At 68.0% G+C, this 20,847-nt stretch carries 19 protein-coding genes; 8 read left to right on the forward strand and 11 right to left on the reverse strand.

The annotated features are described in order from the left end of the window. Positions 1 to 72 precede the first annotated feature (72 nt). Both DK26_RS09295 and DK26_RS09300 read left to right on the forward strand, forming a co-directional pair. A complete protein-coding gene (locus DK26_RS09295; protein WP_066470985.1) occupies positions 73 to 648 on the forward strand; it encodes a DUF1134 domain-containing protein in 576 nt (191 codons plus the stop codon). A gap of 85 nt (positions 649 to 733) precedes the next feature. Next, positions 734 to 1,984, forward strand: coding sequence for a hypothetical protein (locus tag DK26_RS09300; RefSeq protein ID WP_157089599.1), 1,251 nt, complete (start codon positions 734 to 736; stop codon positions 1,982 to 1,984). Positions 1,985 to 1,996: 12 nt separating this feature from the next. On the opposite strand, the gene DK26_RS09305 is transcribed toward DK26_RS09300, so the two are convergent. After that, entirely contained in the window at positions 1,997 to 2,716 is a 720-nt protein-coding gene (locus tag DK26_RS09305) for a nucleoside deaminase (protein ID WP_083533107.1), read from the reverse strand. A gap of 261 nt (positions 2,717 to 2,977) precedes the next feature. Here DK26_RS09305 and DK26_RS09310 point away from each other — a divergent pair, with 261 nt between their 5' ends. Both DK26_RS09310 and DK26_RS09315 read left to right on the forward strand, forming a co-directional pair. Next, positions 2,978 to 3,910 (forward strand): sugar kinase, encoded by a 933-nt coding sequence (locus tag DK26_RS09310; protein ID WP_066472529.1) that lies wholly within the window; start codon positions 2,978 to 2,980, stop codon positions 3,908 to 3,910. Continuing rightward, positions 3,907 to 4,767, forward strand: coding sequence for a TIGR01459 family HAD-type hydrolase (locus tag DK26_RS09315; RefSeq protein WP_066470989.1), 861 nt, complete (start codon positions 3,907 to 3,909; stop codon positions 4,765 to 4,767). Before DK26_RS09310 ends, DK26_RS09315 begins: the two co-directional genes overlap by 4 nt. Before the next feature lie 3 nt (positions 4,768 to 4,770). On the opposite strand, the gene DK26_RS09320 is transcribed toward DK26_RS09315, so the two are convergent. Then, positions 4,771 to 7,167, reverse strand: a complete 2,397-nt coding sequence (locus tag DK26_RS09320; RefSeq protein ID WP_248309920.1) for a hypothetical protein — start codon at positions 7,165 to 7,167, stop codon at positions 4,771 to 4,773. 67 nt (positions 7,168 to 7,234) lie between these two features. Beyond that, positions 7,235 to 8,362 (reverse strand): GTP cyclohydrolase II RibA, encoded by a 1,128-nt coding sequence (gene ribA / locus DK26_RS09325; protein ID WP_066470992.1) that lies wholly within the window; start codon positions 8,360 to 8,362, stop codon positions 7,235 to 7,237. Between the two features lie 291 nt (positions 8,363 to 8,653). On the opposite strand from ribA, the gene DK26_RS09330 reads away from it, so the two are divergent. Then, positions 8,654 to 9,217: a cytochrome b/b6 domain-containing protein gene (locus DK26_RS09330; RefSeq protein WP_066470995.1), complete on the forward strand. Its 564-nt coding sequence runs from the start codon at positions 8,654 to 8,656 to the stop codon at positions 9,215 to 9,217. Between the two features lie 3 nt (positions 9,218 to 9,220). Here the strand turns inward: DK26_RS09330 and DK26_RS09335 are convergent, their stop codons facing one another. Then, positions 9,221 to 9,634 (reverse strand): NUDIX domain-containing protein, encoded by a 414-nt coding sequence (locus DK26_RS09335; RefSeq protein WP_248309944.1) that lies wholly within the window; start codon positions 9,632 to 9,634, stop codon positions 9,221 to 9,223. Positions 9,635 to 10,077: 443 nt separating this feature from the next. On the opposite strand from DK26_RS09335, the gene DK26_RS09340 reads away from it, so the two are divergent. Further along, on the forward strand, positions 10,078 to 10,974 hold the full coding sequence (locus tag DK26_RS09340) for a metallophosphoesterase (RefSeq protein WP_066470998.1): 897 nt from the start codon (positions 10,078 to 10,080) through the stop codon (positions 10,972 to 10,974). A 153-nt stretch (positions 10,975 to 11,127) separates the two neighbouring features. On the opposite strand, the gene DK26_RS09345 is transcribed toward DK26_RS09340, so the two are convergent. Continuing rightward, a complete protein-coding gene (locus tag DK26_RS09345) occupies positions 11,128 to 11,874 on the reverse strand; it encodes a glucose 1-dehydrogenase (protein ID WP_066471000.1) in 747 nt (248 codons plus the stop codon). 237 nt (positions 11,875 to 12,111) lie between these two features. Between DK26_RS09345 and DK26_RS09350 the strand changes: the two genes are divergently transcribed. Then, on the forward strand, positions 12,112 to 13,206 hold the full coding sequence (locus tag DK26_RS09350) for a linear amide C-N hydrolase (RefSeq protein ID WP_066471002.1): 1,095 nt from the start codon (positions 12,112 to 12,114) through the stop codon (positions 13,204 to 13,206). 63 nt (positions 13,207 to 13,269) lie between these two features. On the opposite strand, the gene DK26_RS09355 is transcribed toward DK26_RS09350, so the two are convergent. Continuing rightward, on the reverse strand, positions 13,270 to 15,081 hold the full coding sequence (locus DK26_RS09355) for an ATP-binding cassette domain-containing protein (protein WP_066471003.1): 1,812 nt from the start codon (positions 15,079 to 15,081) through the stop codon (positions 13,270 to 13,272). Positions 15,082 to 15,210: 129 nt separating this feature from the next. Here DK26_RS09355 and DK26_RS09360 point away from each other — a divergent pair, with 129 nt between their 5' ends. Further along, positions 15,211 to 15,567 (forward strand): hypothetical protein, encoded by a 357-nt coding sequence (locus DK26_RS09360; RefSeq protein WP_066471010.1) that lies wholly within the window; start codon positions 15,211 to 15,213, stop codon positions 15,565 to 15,567. Positions 15,568 to 15,791: 224 nt separating this feature from the next. Here the strand turns inward: DK26_RS09360 and DK26_RS09365 are convergent, their stop codons facing one another. From DK26_RS09365 to DK26_RS09385, 5 genes are all read right to left on the reverse strand, one after another. Then, positions 15,792 to 16,835 (reverse strand): acyltransferase, encoded by a 1,044-nt coding sequence (locus DK26_RS09365; RefSeq protein WP_248309921.1) that lies wholly within the window; start codon positions 16,833 to 16,835, stop codon positions 15,792 to 15,794. A gap of 61 nt (positions 16,836 to 16,896) precedes the next feature. After that, positions 16,897 to 17,901 (reverse strand): glucokinase, encoded by a 1,005-nt coding sequence (locus tag DK26_RS09370; protein ID WP_066471014.1) that lies wholly within the window; start codon positions 17,899 to 17,901, stop codon positions 16,897 to 16,899. After that, positions 17,898 to 18,677 carry a 2-oxo-tetronate isomerase gene (gene otnI / locus DK26_RS09375; RefSeq protein ID WP_066471017.1) on the reverse strand — a complete coding sequence of 260 codons (780 nt, stop codon included), beginning with the start codon at positions 18,675 to 18,677 and terminating at the stop codon, positions 17,898 to 17,900. The genes DK26_RS09370 and otnI overlap by 4 nt, the downstream gene beginning before the upstream one ends. Positions 18,678 to 18,825: 148 nt before the next feature. Beyond that, the gene (locus DK26_RS09380; protein WP_066471024.1) at positions 18,826 to 19,581 is read right to left on the reverse strand and encodes a sulfite exporter TauE/SafE family protein; all 756 of its coding nucleotides are present in this window, start codon (positions 19,579 to 19,581) and stop codon (positions 18,826 to 18,828) included. Positions 19,582 to 19,753: 172 nt separating this feature from the next. Further along, the gene (locus tag DK26_RS09385; protein ID WP_066472537.1) at positions 19,754 to 20,737 is read right to left on the reverse strand and encodes a hypothetical protein; all 984 of its coding nucleotides are present in this window, start codon (positions 20,735 to 20,737) and stop codon (positions 19,754 to 19,756) included. Positions 20,738 to 20,847 lie beyond the last annotated feature (110 nt).

The following is a 20,847-nucleotide window of genomic DNA, read 5'->3' on the forward strand; positions in this document are numbered from 1 at the left end:
GCGCTTTTGCGCCGCCGCCGCCCGGATCGAAGGCCGAATGCCTGGCGCCGGAGCCGGCCTGGAGACGATGTGATGAACCAAACCCGCCGCAACCTGCTGGCTGCCGCGCTTCTGTTCGCGGCCAGCGCCGCCAGTGCCGCCGGTACTCCCGCCGCCGCTCAGCAGAATTCCTTCTCGCAGAACGAGCTGGTCACCTCCGGCCACCAGTTCTTCGGCAATGTCTCGCGCGGTTTCGCGCTCACCGTCGAGGAGGCGGTGCGCCGCTGGGGCGAGCCCAATGGCTATGTGCTTGGCCAGGAGGCGTCCGGCGCCTTCGTCGGCGGCCTTCGCTATGGCGAAGGCACGCTGTTCACCCGCAATGCCGGCGACCGCAAGGTTTTCTGGCAGGGGCCGTCGGTCGGCTTCGATTTCGGCGGCGAGGGCGCGCGCACGATGATGCTGGTCTACAACCTGCCCAAGGTCAACGCGCTCTACCAGCGCTTCGTCGGGGTCGACGGCTCGGTCTATTTCGTCGGCGGTTTCGGCTTCACGGCGATGGCTGCGGAGGGCGTCACGCTGGTGCCGATCCGCTCAGGCGTCGGCGCGCGGCTCGGCGTCAACCTCGGCTATCTGAAGTTTACGCCGGAGGCCACCTGGAACCCGTTCTGAGCAATCGAGCTGCCGTTACTGGAATTGTGCTTTCGATCATGGCAAGCTGATGTTTCGGGCGTAGTCTAGAATGGAGCTGCCAGCCTTGATCGAAGCCGTCATGCTCGTTGCGCTCGGCTTCCTGGCTGCCAGTCTGCTTGCGCTCGCGGCGCTGCCGGCTTTGGCGCGGCGGGCCGATCGGCTGGCGCGCCGGCGGGCCGAAGCCGCCTTTCCGCTGTCGCTGGCGGAGATCGCTGCCGACCGCGACCATTTGCGGGCCGAACTCGCCATGCGCGAGCGGGCGCTCGAGCAGCGGGCCGAGAGCGGCTTTGCCGCCAAGGCCGGCGCGATGAGCGAGATCGGACGGCGCGACATGGCGATCAGCCGGCTGGAGAGCGATCTTTCCGAGCATGGGAAGCGCATCGAAGGCCTCGAAGCGGACCTGACGCAGACCCGGCACGATCTTGGCCTCACCCGCGAGGAACTCGCCCGGGAAAGCGCCGGCCATCAGACCACGCAGGCGACGCTTTCGGAGCGTGTCGATGATCTTGCGGCGCTCGAACAGCAACTCGCCGAGACGCGCACCGCGCTCGGCGGCACCGGTGCCGACCTTGCGGCGCGGAGCCACGAACTCGCCGAAAGCAGGGAGACGAACGGCCGGCTCGAAACGGTCCTGGCGGAGCGCGATGCGGAGCTGGCGGAGCTCCGGATTGCGCATGGCGGCCAGCATGTTGCCCTGGTCGAGGCTGGCACGCAGCGCCTGACGCTGGAAACCAGGCGCGACGAGCTTGCCTCCCGGCTCTCTGCGAGCGAGAAGGCGCTGGCCGAGGTGCGGACAGCGTTGGCGGCGATGAAGATCGACCGCGACAGCGAGCGCCTGCGCGCCGATGCGATCACCGGCCGTGCCGTCGAGGCCGAGGCCGCGCATGCGGCGGCCGATGCCAATGCCGTCAAGCTCGGAGCCGAGATCGTCAGGCAGGAGGCCGCAGTGAAGCAGGGATCGGTCGAGCTCGCCGAGGCGCTGGCCCGGATCGCGACCTTGGAGAAGCAGCTGGAAACCGCGGCGGCCGCCAAGGCCGAACTCGAGCAGGGGCTGGCAACGGAGGCAAAGCGGCAGCGCGAGACCATGCGCGAGCGCGACGAGACGATCGAGGCGCTGCATGGCGAGGTTCTGACCCTGCGGGGCGCGCGCGATCAGGCACGGGCGGATCGTGCAGGGCTGAAGCGTGAGCTTGCGACGCTGCGGCGCCAGGGCGGCACGGGTGACAAGGCGGACGAGGCCGCCTTGCGCCAGGAGATCGTCAGGCTGGCCGACACCTTGCTGGCATCGGCCGAAAGCCGCGAGGCGGCGGAGTAGGCCGCGCCTGCCTCAGTAGGGATGACGGTCCTTCTTGTTCATCCAGGCCTCATAGGCCTTCAGACCGGTTTCCCGCTCGAAGTTCTCGGCGACCTTGATGCGCCGGTCGGCCCAGGGCTTGGCGAAGTCCTCGTACTGGAAGGCGTCGTCGAAGCCGATCGCGCTCGTATCCTTCAGGCTCGCGGCGAAATAGACATTGTCGATGCGCGACCAGTAGATCGCGCTCATGCACATCGGGCAGGGGGCGCCGTTGATGTAGATGCTGCAGCCCTTGAGCATGCGGGCGCGCTCGGGAACCGGATCGGGCGAGCCAGCCTCGCGCGGGATCATTTCGAGGATGGTGCCGGCGCCGTAGTCGCTGCCGAGCAGGGCCTTCGGGTTCAGCCGTGCCGAGGCGTCCATGATCGCGGTGACCTCGGCATGGAAGACCGGGATGCCGGTGAGCAGCACGCGATTCTGGCCGCGGCCGATGATCTCGCCGTCCTTGACGATCACCGCGCCGAACGGGCCGCCCCAGCCCTTCTCGACCGATTCGATGGCGAGGCGGGTGGCCTCCTCCATGAATTTCTTGTCGCCGGGCGGGGGCGGGGCGGCGTTGGCCGAGCGGGCCGACAGGGCCATCACGCCGGCAGCGCCGGTGGCGACCGCCGTCGCCAGGAATTTGCGCCGTCCCGGCGCCGCGGGCGCCTCGCACCCCGCCTCATGGGCGGCCTTGCAACTGCAGGTCTTCATGCCGTTTGGCTCTCTCGCTTGGTGAGGGAATTCTGACAGGCCGGATGCGGACGCCACCCGCCTGCTTGCGACAGGATGGGGTGGCGCGCAGAGCCGCGCCTCTGCTTACGGCAGAAGTGCTGTGCGATTGGTTACCTTGCGTCATGACCTGGTCGGCGGGAGAGCGGAAAACCGGTTTCCACTTTTCGGCCGGATGCTCTAGGGAGACGACGCGTCTTCGCTTGGGCGCAGCCTCTTTGTGCGGCTCTATCGGTAGGGATGATGACGGATATCGTTTGTATCGGCGAGCCCCTGGGCGAGTTCAACGCGACGCGCGGCGAGGCAGGCGCGTACCGCTTCGGCCTGGGAGGCGACACCTCAAATTGCGCCATCGCGGCGGCGCGGCAGGGCGCCAGCGTCGCCTATGCCGGGGCGCTCGGCAATGACGAGCCCGGGCGCGCGCTCCGGACGGCCTGGGCGCAGGAAGGCATCGACGACAAGCATGTCTCGACCCATGCGACGGCGCCGACCGGGCTCTATTTCGTCGCGCATGGCGAGCAGGGGCACGTCTTCTCCTATCTGCGGGCCGGTTCGGCCGCGAGCCTCTACGGCCCGGCCGATCTGCCGCGGGAGCTGATCGCTTCGGCCAAGGTGGTCCAGGCCTCCGGCATCAGCCAGGCGATCTCGGCCAGCGCCTGCGATGCGGTGTTCGAGGCTTTCGAGCTGGCGCGCCAGAACCGCGTGCTGACCGCCTACGACACCAATCTGCGCCTCAAGCTCTGGCCGCTGACCCGCGCCCGGGCGATCGTCCATACCGCCTGCCAGATGGCCGACATCGTCCTGCCGGGCGACGGCGACGCCAAGCTCCTGACCGGCCTCGAAGAGCCCGACGCGATCGTCGACTTCTATCTGAAGCTCGGTGCCAAGGTCGTGGCGCTGACCCTCGGCCATGAAGGCTCGCTGGTCGCGACGCCCGAGCGGCGCCAGCGCTTCGTGCCGATCAAGGTCGAGGCGGTCGACGCGACCGGGGCCGGCGACTGCTATGACGGCGCCTTCCTCGCCGAATACATCCGTACCGGCGATGCTTTCGTCGCCGGCGCCTACGCGAATGTCGCGGCGGCGCTCTCCACCCAGGGCTATGGTGCGGTAGCCCCCCTGCCGCGCCGGGCCGAGGTCGAGGCGCGGATCGCAGCAGAGGCAGCTCTCAAGGCATGACTATTCCGATCCTGACGCAAGCGGGTGAGCTTCTCGCCCGCTACGAAGTGCTGATCAGCGACGTCTGGGGCGTCGTTCATGACGGCGTGCTGGCGCTGCCGCCGGCCTGCGAGACCCTGACGCGTTACCGCGAGGCGGGCGGCGTGGTCGTCCTGCTCTCGAATGCGCCGGGGCCGTCGGCGCAGATCGCCGACGTGCTCGACGACAAGCGCGTGCCTCGCACCGCCTGGGACCGTCTCGTCACCTCCGGCGACGTGACGCGGGCGCTGATCGGGGCGAGCCATATGCGCAAGGCCTATCATATCGGCTGGCAGGAGGACCGGGCGGTGTTCGAGGGCTTCGATGTCGAACTCGTCGACGAGGACGAGGCCGAATTCGTCGTCGCGACCGAGCTCAACGACTACCGCACCGAGCAGCCCGAGCAGTACCGGCCGCAGCTCGCGCGCTTTGCGGCGCGGGGGCTGCCCTTCATCTGCGGTAATCCCGATCTCGTCGTCCATGTCGGCCATGATCTCCTGCCTTGCGCCGGTGCGCTGGCGACGATCTACGAGGAGCTCGGCGGCCGGGTCGCCTGGGCCGGCAAGCCGCATCGGCCGGCCTATGACCTCGCTCTGGCGGCAGCGCGCGATGCGCGCGGCGGTCGCGACGTCGACGCCGGCAAGGTGCTGGTGATCGGTGATGCCGTGCGCACCGACCTCGCCGGCGCGCGCCTGATGGGCTTCGACAGCCTGTTCATCGCCGGCGGCATCCATCGCGACGAGACGATCCGCGATGGCGCGGTCGATCCTGCGGGGCTCGCCAAGGTGCTGGCGACGCATGCACCGCTCCCGGTCGCCGCGATCGCAGCGCTGGCCTGAGGCTCACACCGGCGGCGGGTTCGCCTTGCGGATCCGCTCGCCGATCGCCTGGAAGAGGCCTTCGAACGGCCGGAAGGTGAAGCGGATCGTCGAGCGGCCCGGCGGCACCTGCACGGCGCGGAAGATCACATTGGCACGCAGCAGCTCGGCCGGCTTGCCGTCGACCTCGACCTGCCACCAGGGCTGCCAGACATCGTTGAGGACGACGAAGCCGCCTGCGGGCGCCTCTGCCTCCAGCGTGACGTCGGTGGTGCCGTAGTCGCGAATGCTCACCGTTCCCGGCCCGGCGGGCCCGCCCGGCAGCTTCGGCGGTGCCTTGTCGAGCAGCACGGTACGCCGCGGATCGAAGCCCGCCGGCCATTGCCCGCTTTTCAGGATGGCGTCGAAATCGGCCTGCTGCGCACTCGTGACGAGCAGGACGCGCGGCAGGGCCCGCGGATTCTCGTAGATGAAGGCGTCGGCGGTCCGGGCGATCTGGATGAGGTCGCCGGGCTTCAGTGCCTTGTCGATCTCACCGACCGGCACGCCGGTGGCGATGAAGCGCAGGCCGAGCATGTCGGCGAGCAGCGAGCGGTAGGACGGCATCAGCGCCGAGAAGGTCCGCTGGTCGGGTAGCGCGACATGGTCGCCGGCGCCGGTGGCCGCGCTGTAGAGGCCCAGCCGCAGGGGATTGTAGCCGAGCGTATTGTCCAGCCCGTGGACCAGGCTGGCATTGGGCCAGTGGAAGTCGATGCCGGCGAGCTCGATGCGGTCGCGCCGGTCGGGACCGGCAGTGCGCGCGGTCTCGCGCTTGAGCAGGGCTATGGTCTCGTTCGTGCTGTCGGCGCGCAGGACCTCGTAGCGGGAGGTGGGCAGGGCGGTCGACTCGCTTGGGCCGTTGTTGACCGAGAGATCGATGGTCATGGTCATGGCGAGGATCAGCGTCGCGGCCATGCCGGCCCCCTGCAGAGCAAGGCCGCGCGCGGCGACGAGAGCGCCGGCGACCAGCAGAAGGCAGAGCGAGGCCGTGATCAGCGGCAATGCGGCGACAGCGAGCCGGCCCGTCGTCCAGGCGAGCCAGATGGCGAGGCCGAAGGCGGCGCCGAGCAGGGCGGCTTCCAGCGCGATCTGCCAGCGCCGGGGGCGCGGGGCGGTGTCGGTCAGGACGAGATGGATGAAGTAGCCGCCGAGGATGGCGAAGAGCGCGCCGAGGATGAAGAGCGCGTCGGCCGGCCGGCGATAGAGGTCGATGCCGGGTAGCGCCGCGAACATCACCTGGAAGCCCGGCGTATAGCGGCCGAGTGCGTAGACCAGCACCAGAATGGCGGCGACGCTGAGGGCGATGATCTCGCGCCGCCAGAGGCCGCCGCGCACCACCCCCACACCAATGATCATCAGCAAAGGCAGCAGGCCGAGATAGAGCACGCTCATATTGCGGGCGAGGTAGAGATCGACCGGGCCGAAGCGGGCCTCCCAGGCCGGGCTCGGCGGGCCCCAGAAATTCTCCAGCGGGCCGGCGGCGCCATAGAGATTGGCGATCAGCCCGGTGAGCAGTGAGGCCGGATGCAACGAGCCCTTGCCGGCTCCGGCGAGGTCGATCATCGGCCGGTTGGATTCCTGGGCCAGGAAGGCGGTGAGCAGGATCGGTACGGCGGCGACCAGAACCGCGCCGAGCACGCCGAGTGACAGCGGTATCAAGCTGCCCTTGAGGGCGCGCAGCGGCTGCTTCGCCATGGCGATCGCGGCGATGACGAGCCCTGCGAGGACATAGACGCCGATCAGCGCGACCTGGTCGCGCCCGAGCACCATGAAGCCGGCGACGATCCCTGCGAGGAAGCCATAGGTCCATGAACCGCGCTCCAGCGCCCGCGAGAGCAGCAGCAGCGTGACGGCGAAATAGGCCAGGCTCAGCACCTGCCCGACATGCTGGATGCGCCAGGCGGCCGAAGCCCCGAAGGCGAAGGCGAGGGCGCAGACCACGGCACCGCCCGGATGCCAGTTGCGGTCGCGGAAGACGAGGACGAGGCAGAGCGCGCTGACCAGCAGCGAGCCGAGCAGCGCGCCGTCGCTCCAGCGGAAATCCGGCGCCGGATTGATCAGCGCGATCAGCGCGAAAGGCGGCGAGAAGATCAGTGACTGCGGATCGGCGACCTGCGGCGAGCCGGCGAAGACGAAGGGCGTCCAGAACGGCGACAGCCCCTTGTGCAGGGCGCTGGCGAGGAACTGGAGCTGCGGGTGAAAATGCGCCTTGGCGTCCCAGGGCACGGTGACGACGCCCGACAGCCAGGGCCAGGACAAAGCGAGCCAGGCGGCGCAGACGATCAGGAAGACCTTGGCGACAGGCCAGGGCGGGCTCACCGCCGCGAGATCGGACCGCTCTTGCTCGGACAGCTTCTGCTCGGACCGCTTCTGTTCGGACATGGCGGCTTCCTGCCCCAGGCTCCGCACCGGATCAATGCCCGGCGCGGGTTCGCTGCCTGGAGCGAGGTCAATCCTTCGGGGCGGCACGCGCCATCAGCGCGTCCATGTCGATGAAATGGCCGGCGCGGTCGCGCTTCGAGGCGAGATAGCGGACATTGTGGATATTCGGGCGGCCGAGCACGCGCTGGGTCGCGGCGACCTCGAGCCCGGCAGCCTTGATCGCGCCGACCTTGAGCGGGTTGTTGGTCAGTGCCGTGACGCTGCTGACGCCTAGCTGCTTCAGCATCTCCGCTGCGAAGTCGAAATGGCGCTGGTCGAGATCGAAGCCGAGGACCTCGTCGGCGTCGTAGGTGTCCCAGCCCTGGCTCTGCAGCTTGTAGGCACGCATCTTGTTGGAGATGCCGTTGCCGCGGCCTTCCTGGTCGAGATAGAGCAGGATGCCGCCCTCGTTCTGCGCCATCCACTCGACGGTCTCGCGCAGCTGGTCGCCGCAATCGCATTTCAGCGAGCCGAACAGGTCGCCGGTCAGGCAGGCGGAGTGCAGGCGCACCGGCACGGCGGCCGAGAGGTCCGGCTTGCCGACGATGATCGCGACCTGATCGCGCAAGCCCTCGCCACCACGGAAGACCACGAATTCGGTATCGGGGGCGCCTTCCAGCGGAACCGGCGCACGGCCGACGATGGCGAGCGTTGCGACCTGGGCAGCGCGATAGCCGTTGATGGCGGCGATGGCGACCTCGACCAGGGGTTCCCCGGCGATCTGCGCCGCGGCGACCGGTACCAGGATGATGGCGGGCAGCACCAGCGCGAGACCGGCGAGCTCGAGCGCTGCGGCGTCGAGCGCGTTGGCGGGGCCGACCGGCGCATCGACGCGCGCATCGATCTTGAGGGCGAGGGTCTCGACACGGGCGATGTCGATCGCGGGCATGGCGAGGACGCCGGTTTCACTGCGTCCCTTCGCGCCGAGGCGGCGCAGGCGCGCGGCGCTCAGCACCAACCTGGCGTTACCTTCGGCAAGCGTGTCGAGCCGGCCGGCGATGTCGGCATCGGCGAGCTCGGCCGAGAGTGCCAAAGCGAGGTTCTCGCCGTCGCGCAGGAGGACGGGACGGCCGGCCCGGAATTCGGCGAGGGCCCGGTCGACTGCGATGATCTCGGTCTCGCCGGGACGGCCGAAAAGCGTACGCGACTTAGGCATGGCTGCGTCCGTCAGATTGCGCCGGCTGGCGGCGGAGGAGATGGTCTTATACGCTCGTCTGGGCGGGACGGATGCCATCCGGCGCAATACGGCGTTGCTACAACGTGTACGGTGGTGTGTGGTTCCCAAATTCGTGAGCCCGACCGGATTTCAGGCGGCTTTCGACTGCGATCCGGTTGGCCGCAATCTGGCGTATAAGAACGGGACATTGAACACGAGATGAATGGCGGTGCCAGGCCCTGATCTGGGGTCTCGAGGGACGGATGCGAAATGATCAGGGCACATGACCCCATGAGCGGGGTGGCAGGTCGTGCCGCCGTCTACAGCCCCGCGGCGCGGCGGTTCCATTGGATCACGGTGGCGGCCGTCTTCATCATGATCCCGCTTGGCCTCGGCATGACCTATCGCGGCAACGCGCTCGATATCTGGGACGGGCTGACCAACGCGCTCTATTCCGCGCATAAGCTGCTCGGCTTCCTCGTGCTCTGGCTGACGGCGGGACGGCTGGCCTATCGGCTCCTGCACGGCTGGCCACCGGACGAGCCGACGCTGGCCTGGTGGCACAAGGCCGCCTCCCATCTCGTCCATTGGGCACTCTATGGGCTGCTGCTGGTCGTGCCGTTGCTCGGCTGGATCGGCGTCTCGCTGTATCCCGCCCTGACGATCTTCGACCTGTTCAACCTGCCGGCGCTGGCCGCTCCGAACGAGGAGGCGGCGAAGCGCGTGCTCGCCCTGCATGGCTGGCTGGCGATCCTGCTCGCGCTCGCCATCTGCGGGCACATCGTCGCGGCGCTCTCTCACCATTTCATTCGCAAGGACGGCGTGCTGCGGCGCATGCTGCCGGGGCTGAGATAGGCCTCACCAGCGGCTGTCGATCGGAGCGCCCTCGGTGATCTCGGCGAGGCGGCGGCGCGTACCGGCCGTCGTCGTCTCCGGCAAGGCTGAAAGCGCGAAGAAGCCGATTTCGGCGATCTCCAGATCGGAGCTTTTCGGCGCGGTCCGGGTGAAGTCGCGGATGATGAAGACCGCGACATGGTCGCGACGCGCCCCTTCGTAACTCAGAAAAAGGCCGTGCAGTATGGCGGGGCCGGTCAGCGCGACATTGGCCTCCTCGCGCAATTCCTTGCCGATCGCTGCGAAGACGGTCTCGCCCGGCTCGACGCCGCCGCCAGGCAGATGCCAGCCGGGGGTGTAGGTGTGGCGCACCAGAAGGACCTCGCCCGCCTCGTTCATGACGGCGGCGCGCACGCCCAGTGTCAGGCCACGGCTCATCCGGAAATAAAGATGGAGGAGTCGGCCGAACACGCCCCGCAGCGGCTTTGGGACATAGTCGATCGGCGCGCGCCGCGTCGGTTGCGGTGGAAGGGAATTGCTCATCTGGTCGGCATTTTTCGCTGTGCGGCGAAATGTCTATGCAATAGGCGCATATCGGACCCCATATTTGCCCTCTCGTACCAACACAAACGCGCCTTAAATCAGGCGGATAAGGCCTCACCTACCGCTGGGGAATTTGTCATGCTTCTCGCCTTCATCACCTCCTGGTTTCAGGCCAAGCCCGCCTTCGTCTGGAAGCCGGCGCTGACCCTGACCGATCCGCGCATCGTCTCGGAACTGACCGACTCGTTCAACTGAGACGGCCCTGGACCCTGCGTCACATTGGTCCGATCTTCCGTCTTTGCTTGACTGCGCCTGCCTGCTGAGGGCAAGCGCAAGGTGTGTTCACGCTTGCGCATCTGTCGGACCCGCATCTCGGGCCGCTCGCCCGGTTCTCCCTGCGGGAGCTGATCGGCAAGCGCGCGACCGGCTATGTCAACTGGCGGCGCAAGCGTCGCCATGCTCATGACATGGAGATCCTCGGGCTGATCGTCGCCGATATCCTGGCGCAGAAGCCCGACCATATCGCCTGTACCGGCGACGTCTCGCATATCGGTCTGCCGAACGAGTTCAAGACGGCGCTGACCTTCCTCGACACGCTCGGCCCCCGTGACAGGGTCTCATTCGTTCCCGGAAACCACGACGCCTATGCCCGCTCCTCGCTGAAGGCGCTGGCCGGCGAGCTCGGCCCCTGGTGCGCCAGCGACGGCGGCGGCGCCGGCTATCCCTGGTATCGCCGACGTGGTCCCGTCGCGCTGATCGGCATGAATTCGGGCATCCCGACGCTGCCGCTGATGGCGACCGGGCGGATCGGTCCGGCGCAGATCGTCATGGCCGAAAAGCTCCTGGCGCAGGCCAACGCCGAGGGGCTGATCCGCGTCATCCTGATCCATCATCCGCCCTATGTCGGCGGCGCCCGGCGCACCCGCGAACTGCTCGACGCGCCGGCCTTCGAGGCATTGCTCGCCCGCGTCGGTGCCGATCTCGTCCTGCACGGCCATAATCATCGCTTCTCGCTGGCCTGGCGGCCAGGCGCCGGCCGCGACGTGCCGATCGTCGGCGTGCCCTCGGCCTCGATCGGACCACGCGGCCATGGGGAGATGGCGTCCTGGCACCTGCTGAAGATCGAGGGCACGGCGGAGGCGCCGGCGATCACGCTCGAGCGGCGCTGCTTCGATCTCGATGGCACGGTGAAGCTGCAGCAATCGATACCGCTGACCGGCGGCGGCATCGTCTGACGTTCCAGCAACCTCATCAGCCCTCATCCTGAGGAGGCCGCGTAGCGGCCGTCCCGAAGGATGCTCCAGGAGGGGCGGAAGTCGCTGAAGCATCCTTCGAGACGCAGCCTGAGGGCTGATCCTCAGGATGAGGCGGAGTTGTGCGATTGCCGCTCAGACGCAGCGGCCGCCATCGACCGCCAGCACCGAGCCGGTGACCATTTCGGACTCGTCCGAGCAGAGGAACAGCGCTGCGTTGGCGATGTCCTGCGGCGTCGAGAAGCGGCCCCAGGGAATGGTCGCGGTGAAGGCCTTGCGCTTCTCCGGCGTGTCCTCGCCCATGAAGGTCGCGAGCAGCGGCGTCTCGCCGGCGACCGGGGCGATGGCGTTGACGCGGATGCGGTCGGGGGCGAGCTCGACCGCCATCGACTTCGACAGCAGGTTCGCGGCGCCCTTCGAGCCATTGTACCAGGTCAGGCCGGGGCGGGGCCGCACGCCGGCGGTCGAGCCGATGTTCAGGATGACGCCGCCGCCATGCTCGCGGAAATGCGGCACCGTCGCCTTGGCCATCAGGAAGATCGACTTCACGTTGACGTCGAAGACGCGGTCGAACTCGGCCTCGCTGACGTCGAGCATCGGCTGGTTGCGGTGACTGATGCCGGCATTGTTGACGACGATATCGAGCCGGCCGAAGCGCTTGATCACGCGGGCGGCGGCGCTGTCGACGCTGCGGGCCTTGCCGACATCGCAGGCGACCGCGAAGGCCTTGCGGCCGATCGCCTTGGCGGCCTCTTTCGCCCTGTCGCCGTTGATGTCGAGCACCGCGACGCGCGCGCCCTCGCGCACGAAGGTCTCGGCGATGCCGAAGCCGAACCCTTGCGCCGCGCCGGTGATCAGCGCGGTCTTGCCCTTCAGTCTCATGGTGTTTCCTCGGGATTCTTCGTGTCCGAGGAGTTTGGGGCGTTTTGCCGGCGGGGATAAATACGCTTTCGCGATTGGGCGGATAGAAAAAAGGTATGGGCGGTCGGCCATGGCGCGCCCGCGGCAGCAGCCGGATCGGCGGGGCCCCCTTGCAGCGCGGCCATGCAGGGACGTCTCGGCATTGTCAGCTTGTCGGCGCTAGGATGCGATGCCGAGACGACCATCACGAGCATGCCTATGACCAGACCATCCCATCGCCCTGATCAGCGGCCGCGCCTTGCGCGGCGCCGCTTCGCGGCCTTGGCGCTCGTCGCCGCTCTGCTCGCGGATTCCGCTGCCCAGGCCTGCACCCGCGTCGTCTACTTCGGTGCCGAGGGCCGAAACCTGACGGCGCGCTCGATGGACTGGAAGAGCGATGTCGCGACCAATCTCTGGATCCTGCCCCGCGGGATCGAGCGCAATGGCGAAGCCGGGCCGAACTCGTTCAGATGGACGGCGAAATACGGCAGCGTCATTGCCTCCGGCTACGACATCTCGACGACCGATGGCGTCAACGAGGCCGGGCTTTCCGCCAATCTGCTCTGGCTGGTGGAATCGGAGTATCCGAAGTTCGACGCGGGCTCCAAGCCGGGCCTGACCATTGCCGCCTGGGCTCAGTACGTTCTCGACAGTTTCGGCACCGTGGCGGACGCCGTGGAGGCCCTGCGCAAGGAGCCCTTCACGATCGTCACCGACGCGGTCCCGGGCGAGACACGGCTCACGACGCTGCATCTTTCGATGTCGGATGCGACGGGCGACAGCGCGATCGTCGAGTACATCGACGGCCGGCAGGTAATCCATCATGACCGGGCCTATCAGGTCATGACCAATTCGCCGATTTTCGACCAACAGCTCGCGCTCAATACATACTGGAAGCAGATCGGCGGCACCGCGATGCTGCCGGGGACCAACCGCGCCTCCGACCGCTTCGCTCGCGCTTCGTTCTACGTCAACGCGATCCCGAAATTCGACGATCCCGACCGCGCCATCGCCAGCGTCTTCAGCGTCATCCGCAATGTCTCGGTGCCGTTCGGGCTGACGACGCCGGACCAGCCCAATATCTCCTCGACGCGCTGGCGCACCGTGGTCGACCACGCGCGAAAGCTCTATTTCTTCGAATCCGCGCTGACCCCGAACACGTTCTGGGTCGACCTGAAACAGGTCGATTTCTCAGCCACCGGCGGTGTTCGCAAACTCGATCTCGGCAAGGACCAGACCCAGATCTACTCCGGCAATGCGACCGCCCGTTTCGTTCCGGCCAAGCCGTTCCTGTTCCTGGGCAAGAATCCGTAGCTCAATGGCTTCCGGCGCCGGCAGGCAAACTGCGGCCGGCGCTTGCGTTCCGACGAAGCGCGCTCAGGCGCCGATCTCCTCGCGCAACATTTCCAGCTCGAGCCAGCGCTCCTCGGCTTCGGCGATCTCGCGCGTCACCTCGTCGAGCCGCGTCGTCGCCTTGGCGAAGAGCTTTGGGTCGCGGGTGTAGAGGTCGCCCGCGAGCGCGGTGTTGAGCTTGCCGGCCTCGGCCTGAAGCTTGTCGATCTGCTGGGGCAGGGTCTTCAGCGCGTGCTGCTCGTTGAACGAGAGCTTGCGCTTCGGCGCCGCGGCGGGGCTAGCGGCGGCCTTCTGCGGCTTGGAGGAGGCGGCGGCTTTCGCCGGGATCGCGCGCGCCTTGGCGCCGACCCCGCGGCCGCGCTGAGCCAGCATGTCGGAATAGCCGCCGGCGAACTCGGTCCAGATGCCGTCGCCATCCGAGATCAGGGTCGAGGAGACGACCCGGTCGAGGAAGTCGCGGTCGTGGCTGACCAGCAGCACGGTGCCGGCATAGTCGGCGAGGAGTTCCTGCAGGAGGTCGAGCGTCTCGATGTCGAGATCGTTGGTCGGCTCGTCCAGCACCAGGAGATTCGAGGGCTTCGCCAGGGCGCGGGCCAGCATCAGCCGACCGCGCTCGCCGCCTGAGAGCGCTCCGACTGCGGTGCCGCGCTGGATCGGCTGGAACAGGAAGTCCTTCATGTAGCTGATGACATGGCGCGGCGTGCCACCGACCATGACCTGGTCCGAGCCGCCGCCGGTCAGGGCGTCGCCGAGCGGGGTCGCCGGATCGAGGCTTTCGCGGCGCTGGTCGAGCGTCACCATTTCAAGGGACGCGCCGAGCTTGATCTTGCCTGAATCGGGAGCGAGCGCGCCGGTCAGCAGATTGATCAGCGTGGTCTTGCCGGCGCCGTTGGGGCCGACGATGCCGATGCAGTCGCCGCGGGCGACGCGGATCGAGAAGTCCCGGACGATCGGCTTGTCGCCATAGCTCTTGGAGACATTGATCGCCTCGATCACCAGCTTGCCGGAAGCCTGGGCCTCGCTCGCCTCCAGCCGGACCGAGCCGACGGCATGGCGGGCGGTGCGGCGCTGATCGCGCAGCGAATGCAGTTCGCCGAGGCGGCGCTGGTTGCGGGTCCGACGTGCGCTGACGCCGTAACGCAGCCAGTCCTCCTCGCGGGCGATCTTGCGGTCGAGCTTGTGGCGGTCAAGCTCCTCCTGCGCCAGCACCTCGTCGCGCCAGGCTTCGAACTCGCCGAAGCCGCGTTCGATGCGCCGCGTCACGCCGCGATCAAGCCAGATCGTGGCGCGCGAGAGCGAGGTCAGGAAGCGGCGATCGTGGCTGATCAGCACCATGGCCGAGCGCAGCGATTTCAGTTCCTGCTCCAGCCATTCGATCACCGGTAGGTCGAGATGGTTGGTCGGCTCGTCGAGCAGCAGGATGTCGGGCTCGGGTGCGAGGACGCGGGCGAGCGCGGCGCGGCGGGATTCTCCGCCCGACATGCTCGCCGGATCCTCTTCGCCGGTCAGGCCGAGTTCCTCGACGAGATAACGGGCGCGATAGGGATCGTCGCCCGGTCCGAGGCCGGCCTCGACATAGGCGAGCGAGGTCTTGTAGCCGGAGAAATCCGGCTCCTGCGGCAGATAGCGCACGGTCGCGCCGGGCTGCAGGAAGCGCTCGGCGCTGTCGGGCTCGACGATGCCGGCAGCGATCTTCAGCAGCGTCGACTTGCCGGAGCCGTTGCGGCCGACCAGGCAGACCCGCTCGCCAGCGGACACCGCGATCTCGGCGCCCTCGAGCAGCGGATGGCCGCCGAAGGTCAGAGCAACGTCGCGGAGATGCAGCAGGGGGGCCATGGCGATCCTTTGATGTCAGGCCGCCCGGATAGACCGCCCGGCCGGTGCTGTCACCTCCGGCACGGGCTTGTCTGTTTCGGAATCCATTATAGGATACAAATTGTATCTCTTGGTGGATGGACGCTTCCCGTGAAACAGCCGGCGCCTCGCAAGCCACGTACCGCCCGCATCGGTGACAATGGCGGTCCGCCACTGGAGGAGAAAAAGCGCGAGTGGGAGAGCGGGAAGGGCGAGATCGGCCGCTATTTCGACTGGCGCTTCGCGCATCGCCGAGCCTGGAAGAAGCCGCGCGAGATCTCGCTGCGGCGGCAGGAACGGGCCGAGACGCTCGGCCTCACCTATGAGGAGTATACGCTCGAAGTCCTGGAGCGCGGCTATTTTCCTCAGCCGGAACATGTCGAGACGATCGTCGCCAAGCGGCCGGAACGGCGGCGCGATGGCGGCGTGGTCGGGCAGTCGCTAAAGGGCATGCGGCTGAAGAAATAGGGCGGCTGCGCCGGGACAACTCCTCCGACCACACCGTGACACAAATCTCCGGCCCTCGTCCTGAGGAGGCCCGTAGGGCCGTCTCGAAGGGCGCTTCAGCTCGCTCCGGAGACTCCTGGAGCATCCTTCGAGACGCCATCTCTGGCGAAATAGCTCCTCAGGATGAGGGCGCGATGAATGCCCGGTCAGACACCCAGGATGAGGTGGAAGCGAGGTGCGCTCTGTCAGGCCCGCAACAGGCGCCGGAACAGCTTCGTCATCGGCTTCTCGAACCAGCGATAGACGGCGACGGCGGCGATAACGGCGGCGAGCAGCGCAGTCGCAATGAACAGGGTCGTCGCGCCGGGTGCGAGGCGCAGAAAGATCTGGCGCGCGCCTCGCATGGCGAAGGGGTGGACGAGGTAGAGCGCGTAAGAGGCATCGCCGAGCCGCGCGAACTGGCGTACCAGCGCCGAGGGAGCCGATTGGCCACGTCCGCAGGCCGCGGCGGTGACGAGGAGCAGCGCGGCCGGGCCGCGATAGGCGAGCGAGCCCCAGGGCGTCAGCGCCCATTCGCTGCCGGCTGCAGCGACCAGTATCGCCACGCCAGCGGCGACCATCAGCCAGCGCAAGCGGCCTTCGAGACGCAGACCGCGGTTACGCAGCAGCGCGATCGCCATGCCGCCGGCGAATTCGAGCACGATCGGCTGGGCCCAGAAGCCGAAGGGCAGCGGCAGAGGGGTCATGGCCTGCGTCGCGACGAGGCCGAACAGAGCGAGGCCCGTCGCCAGCACGACGAGGCGCGCCGGCAGCAGCAGCGCTGCGCCGAACAGCGCGTAGAACAGCATCTCGTAGTTCAGCGTCCAACCCAGTGAATAGACCGGCTGGACCGCCCCGGTGGCATCCGCCAGCGGCCAGAACAGGTAGGAGGCGAGGATCTGCCCGGCGCTCGGTGCACCTGAGTTCAGCAGCGCCGGCGAGGCGAACATCACCAGCAGGAACAGGGTCGTCGTCGCCCAGTAGAGCGGCACGATCCGGGCGATGCGGCGGGCGAAGAACAGGCGCGCGCCGCCTGCCTGCCCGAACAGGCCGGACGAGGCGTGCACCATGATGAAGCCGGAGATGACGAAGAACAGGTCGACGCCGGCGTTCCACGGCAGGATATCCGAGGGCGAGAAGGCCGTGCCGGCCCGGCCGGCCAAGAAGGCGGCGTCGGACTGGACATGGTGCACGGCGACCATCAGCGCCGCGAGCGCGCGCAGGACCTGGATGCCGTAGAGCTGGGACAAGGCGCGAAGGGCTCGAAAGCGGGAACGGGATCGCTACGGCGTCAGTCGAGCCGCAGCGCGTTCACGCAAACCACAACCGGGCGGGGTCGTCGAGCCCGAAACGTTCCGGCGCGGTGGCTATCGCGGCAATTCCGTGCTCGGCGGCTGCGTCGGAGGTGATGACGTGCAGGGCAAAACGGGCGGCGAGGTCCTCGACCGGCGGCTTGGCGCTGAAGACGGCGTGGATCGTCGCCTTGTCGGCGAGCGGCAGGATGCGCGGCGCTATACCGCCAGCGAGGTAGACGCCGCCGGTTGCCTTGTAGGCGAGGGCGAGATCGCCGGCGACGCGCGCCAGCAAACGCCAGAAGCAGACGACCGCCATCAGAGCGGCCGGGTTGCCGTCCAGGGCGAGGGTGGTGACGTCCGCGGCGCTGACATCCGGCTCGGCGAGCCCGGATTCACGCACAACGGCACGGTGAAAGCGGACGAGCCCGTCGCCGCGCAGCAGCGCTTCGATGGTGACGCGCGGCAGACCTTCCGACAGCGCCGGCCAGAGACGGACCTCCGCGGGATCTTCCGGGCCGATGCCGATATGGCCGCATTCGGTCGGCACCAGCACGCCGGACTTGCCACGGCTCAGCAGGGCCGCGGCGCCGAAGCCAGTGCCAGGACCGAGCACCAGGCGCGGCCCTGAGGGTTCCGGCTTGCCGGGGACGAGGGTGACGATGTCCTTGTCCCGCAGCACCCCGAGATAGGCGGCGAGCCCCTCGAAATCATTGACCAGAAGCCCCTGTTCGAGCCCGAGTGCCCGCGCCAGTTTCGGCCCGTCGAAATGCCAGTTGGCATTGGTGAGCTGGGCGCTGCGTCCGTCGAGCGGGCCGGCGACCGCAAGGATCGCTGAGCGCGGCCGGGTGTGGAGCGTCGCGAGCACCGACTCCAGTGCGGCTTCCGGGGTCGGATGCGCACCGGTGGGGACGCGTGCGAGCGGCTCCGGCGCTCCCCCAGGCTGCGAGACCAGCGACAGCCGACAGTTCGTACCGCCGATATCGGCGATCAGAACCGGGCTGGGGAAGCGCGGGGCGCTCAAGCCGGCGCCTTCCAGCCGGCGAACCAGCCCAAGCCTTCGAGGGTGCCGGCGCGCGGCCGATACTCGCAGCCGACGAAGCCGGGATAGCCGAGCGAGTCGAGCTGGGTGAACAGGCTCGGATAGTCGGGCCGTGTGCCGTCGGGCTCGTGCCGGCCCTCGGCATTGGCGATCTGGACATGGCCGACGAGCGGGTAGAGCGCTTCCAGCCGCGCACCGACATCGCCGTGGATCAGCTCGCAATGGTACATGTCGAACTGCAGCTTGACGTTCGGCCGGCCGGATTCGCGGACATAGGCGGCCGCAGCGTCGAAATCATTGAGGAAGTAGCCCGGCATGTCCTTGCCGTTGATCGGCTCGAGCAGCAGATCGATGCCGTGCTCGCCGAGCTTGTCGGCGGCATAGGCGATCGAGGCGCGATAGGCCTGCTGCGCGGCGGGATCCTTCGGGTCGGCATGGCCGGCCATCATGTGCAGGCGCTTGACGCCGGTCTCATGGGCATAGGCCAGGGCGGTTTCGATGCCCTTTCGGAACTCCGCCTCGCGGCCCGGGATCGCGGCCATGCCGCGCTCGCCCTTCTCCCAGTCGCCCGGCGGAAGGTTGAACAGGGCCTGTTCGAGCTCGCCGCCGGCCAGAGCGAGGCCGACCTGCTCGGGCGGATGCTCATAGGGGAACAGGAATTCGACAGCCTCGAAGCCAGCATCCGACGCCGCCTTGAAGCGGTCAAGGAAAGCCCATTCGTTGAACATCATCGAGAGATTGGCGGCAAAGCGAGGCATGGAGTTCTCTTCAGTCGATTCAGCCGGGGCAAGCTAGTCCGATCCGGCCGCCGCGTCATGCGGATAACGCGGCTGGGCGCCCTGCGTTCCCCGGATGCGCGCAGATGTTGGCGCCGGCGGGCGAAGGGCAGGTAGCCCGCGGGGCAGGTCAGGACGCGCCGGCGAACTTCGGCAAGGACGATGCGAGCAGGGCGAAACCGGACAGCGTGAGAAGGCCGAGCACGACCCTGCGGAAGCTCGCCTCGCTGATGCCGATGTAGAGCCGCGTGCCGAACAGCGTCGGGATCAGCATGGCCGGCGCGACCACGGCGAAGCCCGGCAGCATTTCGCGGGTGACGGCGCCGCTGGCGAGATAGGCCAGCATGGTGGCGGCGAGTGTCGCCAGGTTGAAGTTCTGGATGATGCTGCGCTGGGTGTGCTTGTCGTAGCGGCGGAGCGTGCACCAGAGCGTCGGCAGCACGCCGGTGAAGCCGCCGAAGCCGCCCATGACGCCGCCGGCGAGCCCGACCGCGCCATCGACCGCGCGCCCGCCGAAGCGGATGGCGGGCAGATGCGTGGCGAACAGCATGGCGGGGCACCAGATGACGAGCAGGAGCCCGAGTGCCGCCTTGAACATGTTGGCGTCGAGCAGGGGCAGGATGGCGACGCCGATCGGGATGCCAGTGAGCCCGCCGAGCAGGAAGGGCCAGAGCCGGGCGAGATCGAAGCCGCGACGCACCGAGAAGGCGGCGATGACCTGACCGGTCAGGCTGCCGAACACCGCCATCACGGCGGCGAGCTTCGGGTCGAGCGTCCAGGCCCAGATCGACATCGCGACCAGGCTGAAGGCGAAGCCGGAAAGGCCCTGCACGAAGCCGGCCAGCGCCGCGCCGAGTGCGAGGCTCAGGATGATGGTGGTGTCCATGAGCCGGCCTGTTCGGTCATTCGCCTCGATTCAACGCCTTGGTCGTCCCGGGCGACCGGAGGAGATCCGGGACCCATTCCGGAACCTTCATCGGAAGGGCTCAGGAATGGATCCCGGATCGGCGCCGCTGCGCGGTTGTCCGGGACGAGTCGTGAGGAGATTTGGCGAAGAGCTACTTCTTCGCCTCCGGCTTGGCCGCCGGGTTCGGGTCCTTCGAGAAGCTGCGGAAGACCATGTCGGGCGAGGAGGTGTTGTGGCGCGAATGGGTGGCGCGGCCCATCCAGACATCGGTCGCCTTGCCGCCGGCGAAGGGCATCAGCGCTTCCTCGCGCCAGCCCTTGGCGCCGGGCTCGCGGATGGCGATGCGGGCGACGTCGTTGTTGAACTCGGTGACGTACATCGAGCGCAGGGCGGCGAAGGCCTTGCCGCCGGTCACCGGCTTGTCGAGCATGGCGTCGAGCACCATGCGGTCCTGGTCGACGCTGTCGAGCTTGAGCGTGCCGGAGGAGCCGTCCTTGAAGGCGAGGTTGAAGGATAGCGTCTTCGGGTCGAAGGCGATCTCCTTAATGTTGACGACGGGGCGCGCACCGTCCTGCTCGATCGGCCCGAACAGGAAGGAGGAGCCGTAGGCGGCAGCGGAGAGCTGCGGCGGCGGCAGCGGCCGGACGCGCCAGTAGCCGTCCTGCGGATAGACCACCAGCACCTCATAGGAGCCGGTCTTGCCGAGCTTCCAGAGCTGGACGAGGTGCAACCCCTTCTCGACGCGGTCGCCGACCCGGAAGGTGGTGTCCGCCGGGCGCCAGAAGCTCTCGAAGGTGTAGCCGACCAGCCAGTACTCGATGCTCTCGTAGAAGGTGATGCGCTGCGGCGGCACCGGCGACTTGTGGACGGGATCGCCACTCATGTCGCAATCGGTCCAGTCGGCATCCCAATTGTCGCGCAGCAGCCCGGCGATATAGGCCGGATGCGCCGCCTCGATGCGGAAACGCCGGACCTCGGGCGAGATCGCCTTGATGGTGACGTTGTCCTTCTCGGCGCAGAGCACCGGCTCCGACTCGTTCTTCACCTCGACGGCGACGTCGCTGGCGGCATGGCCGGTGGCGGCCGAGATCAGCAGGGCGAGCGAAACGGCGAGCGGGCGGGCGAAGCTGAGCATGTCCATCCTTCGAAAGCGGAGCGGGCCGCCATGGTGAGCAGGGCGAGATGAACGCAGGCTGGCTGGCGCCTGCCCGCATCCCCCTCGCTTCATAAAGAAGGCCACGCGTC

This window comes from Allobosea sp. WAO (assembly GCF_001509835.1).
GTDB lineage: Bacteria > Pseudomonadota > Alphaproteobacteria > Rhizobiales > Beijerinckiaceae > Allobosea.

Excerpts from the sequence above, each read along its gene's own strand:
- DK26_RS09295 (WP_066470985.1), top strand. The coding sequence starts at position 73 with ATGAACCAAACCCGCCGCAACCTGCTGGCTGCCGCGCTTCTGTTCGCG.
- DK26_RS09305 (WP_083533107.1), bottom strand. The coding sequence starts at position 2,716 with ATGAAGACCTGCAGTTGCAAGGCCGCCCATGAGGCGGGGTGCGAGGCG.
- DK26_RS09310 (WP_066472529.1), top strand. The coding sequence starts at position 2,978 with ATGACGGATATCGTTTGTATCGGCGAGCCCCTGGGCGAGTTCAACGCG.
- DK26_RS09315 (WP_066470989.1), top strand. The coding sequence starts at position 3,907 with ATGACTATTCCGATCCTGACGCAAGCGGGTGAGCTTCTCGCCCGCTAC.
- DK26_RS09320 (WP_248309920.1), bottom strand. The coding sequence starts at position 7,167 with ATGTCCGAACAGAAGCGGTCCGAGCAGAAGCTGTCCGAGCAAGAGCGG.
- ribA (WP_066470992.1), bottom strand. The coding sequence starts at position 8,362 with ATGCCTAAGTCGCGTACGCTTTTCGGCCGTCCCGGCGAGACCGAGATC.
- DK26_RS09330 (WP_066470995.1), top strand. The coding sequence starts at position 8,654 with ATGAGCGGGGTGGCAGGTCGTGCCGCCGTCTACAGCCCCGCGGCGCGG.
- DK26_RS09335 (WP_248309944.1), bottom strand. The coding sequence starts at position 9,634 with ATGAGCCGTGGCCTGACACTGGGCGTGCGCGCCGCCGTCATGAACGAG.
- DK26_RS09345 (WP_066471000.1), bottom strand. The coding sequence starts at position 11,874 with ATGAGACTGAAGGGCAAGACCGCGCTGATCACCGGCGCGGCGCAAGGG.
- DK26_RS09350 (WP_066471002.1), top strand. The coding sequence starts at position 12,112 with ATGACCAGACCATCCCATCGCCCTGATCAGCGGCCGCGCCTTGCGCGG.
- DK26_RS09355 (WP_066471003.1), bottom strand. The coding sequence starts at position 15,081 with ATGGCCCCCCTGCTGCATCTCCGCGACGTTGCTCTGACCTTCGGCGGC.
- otnI (WP_066471017.1), bottom strand. The coding sequence starts at position 18,677 with ATGCCTCGCTTTGCCGCCAATCTCTCGATGATGTTCAACGAATGGGCT.
- DK26_RS09380 (WP_066471024.1), bottom strand. The coding sequence starts at position 19,581 with ATGGACACCACCATCATCCTGAGCCTCGCACTCGGCGCGGCGCTGGCC.
- DK26_RS09385 (WP_066472537.1), bottom strand. The coding sequence starts at position 20,737 with ATGCTCAGCTTCGCCCGCCCGCTCGCCGTTTCGCTCGCCCTGCTGATC.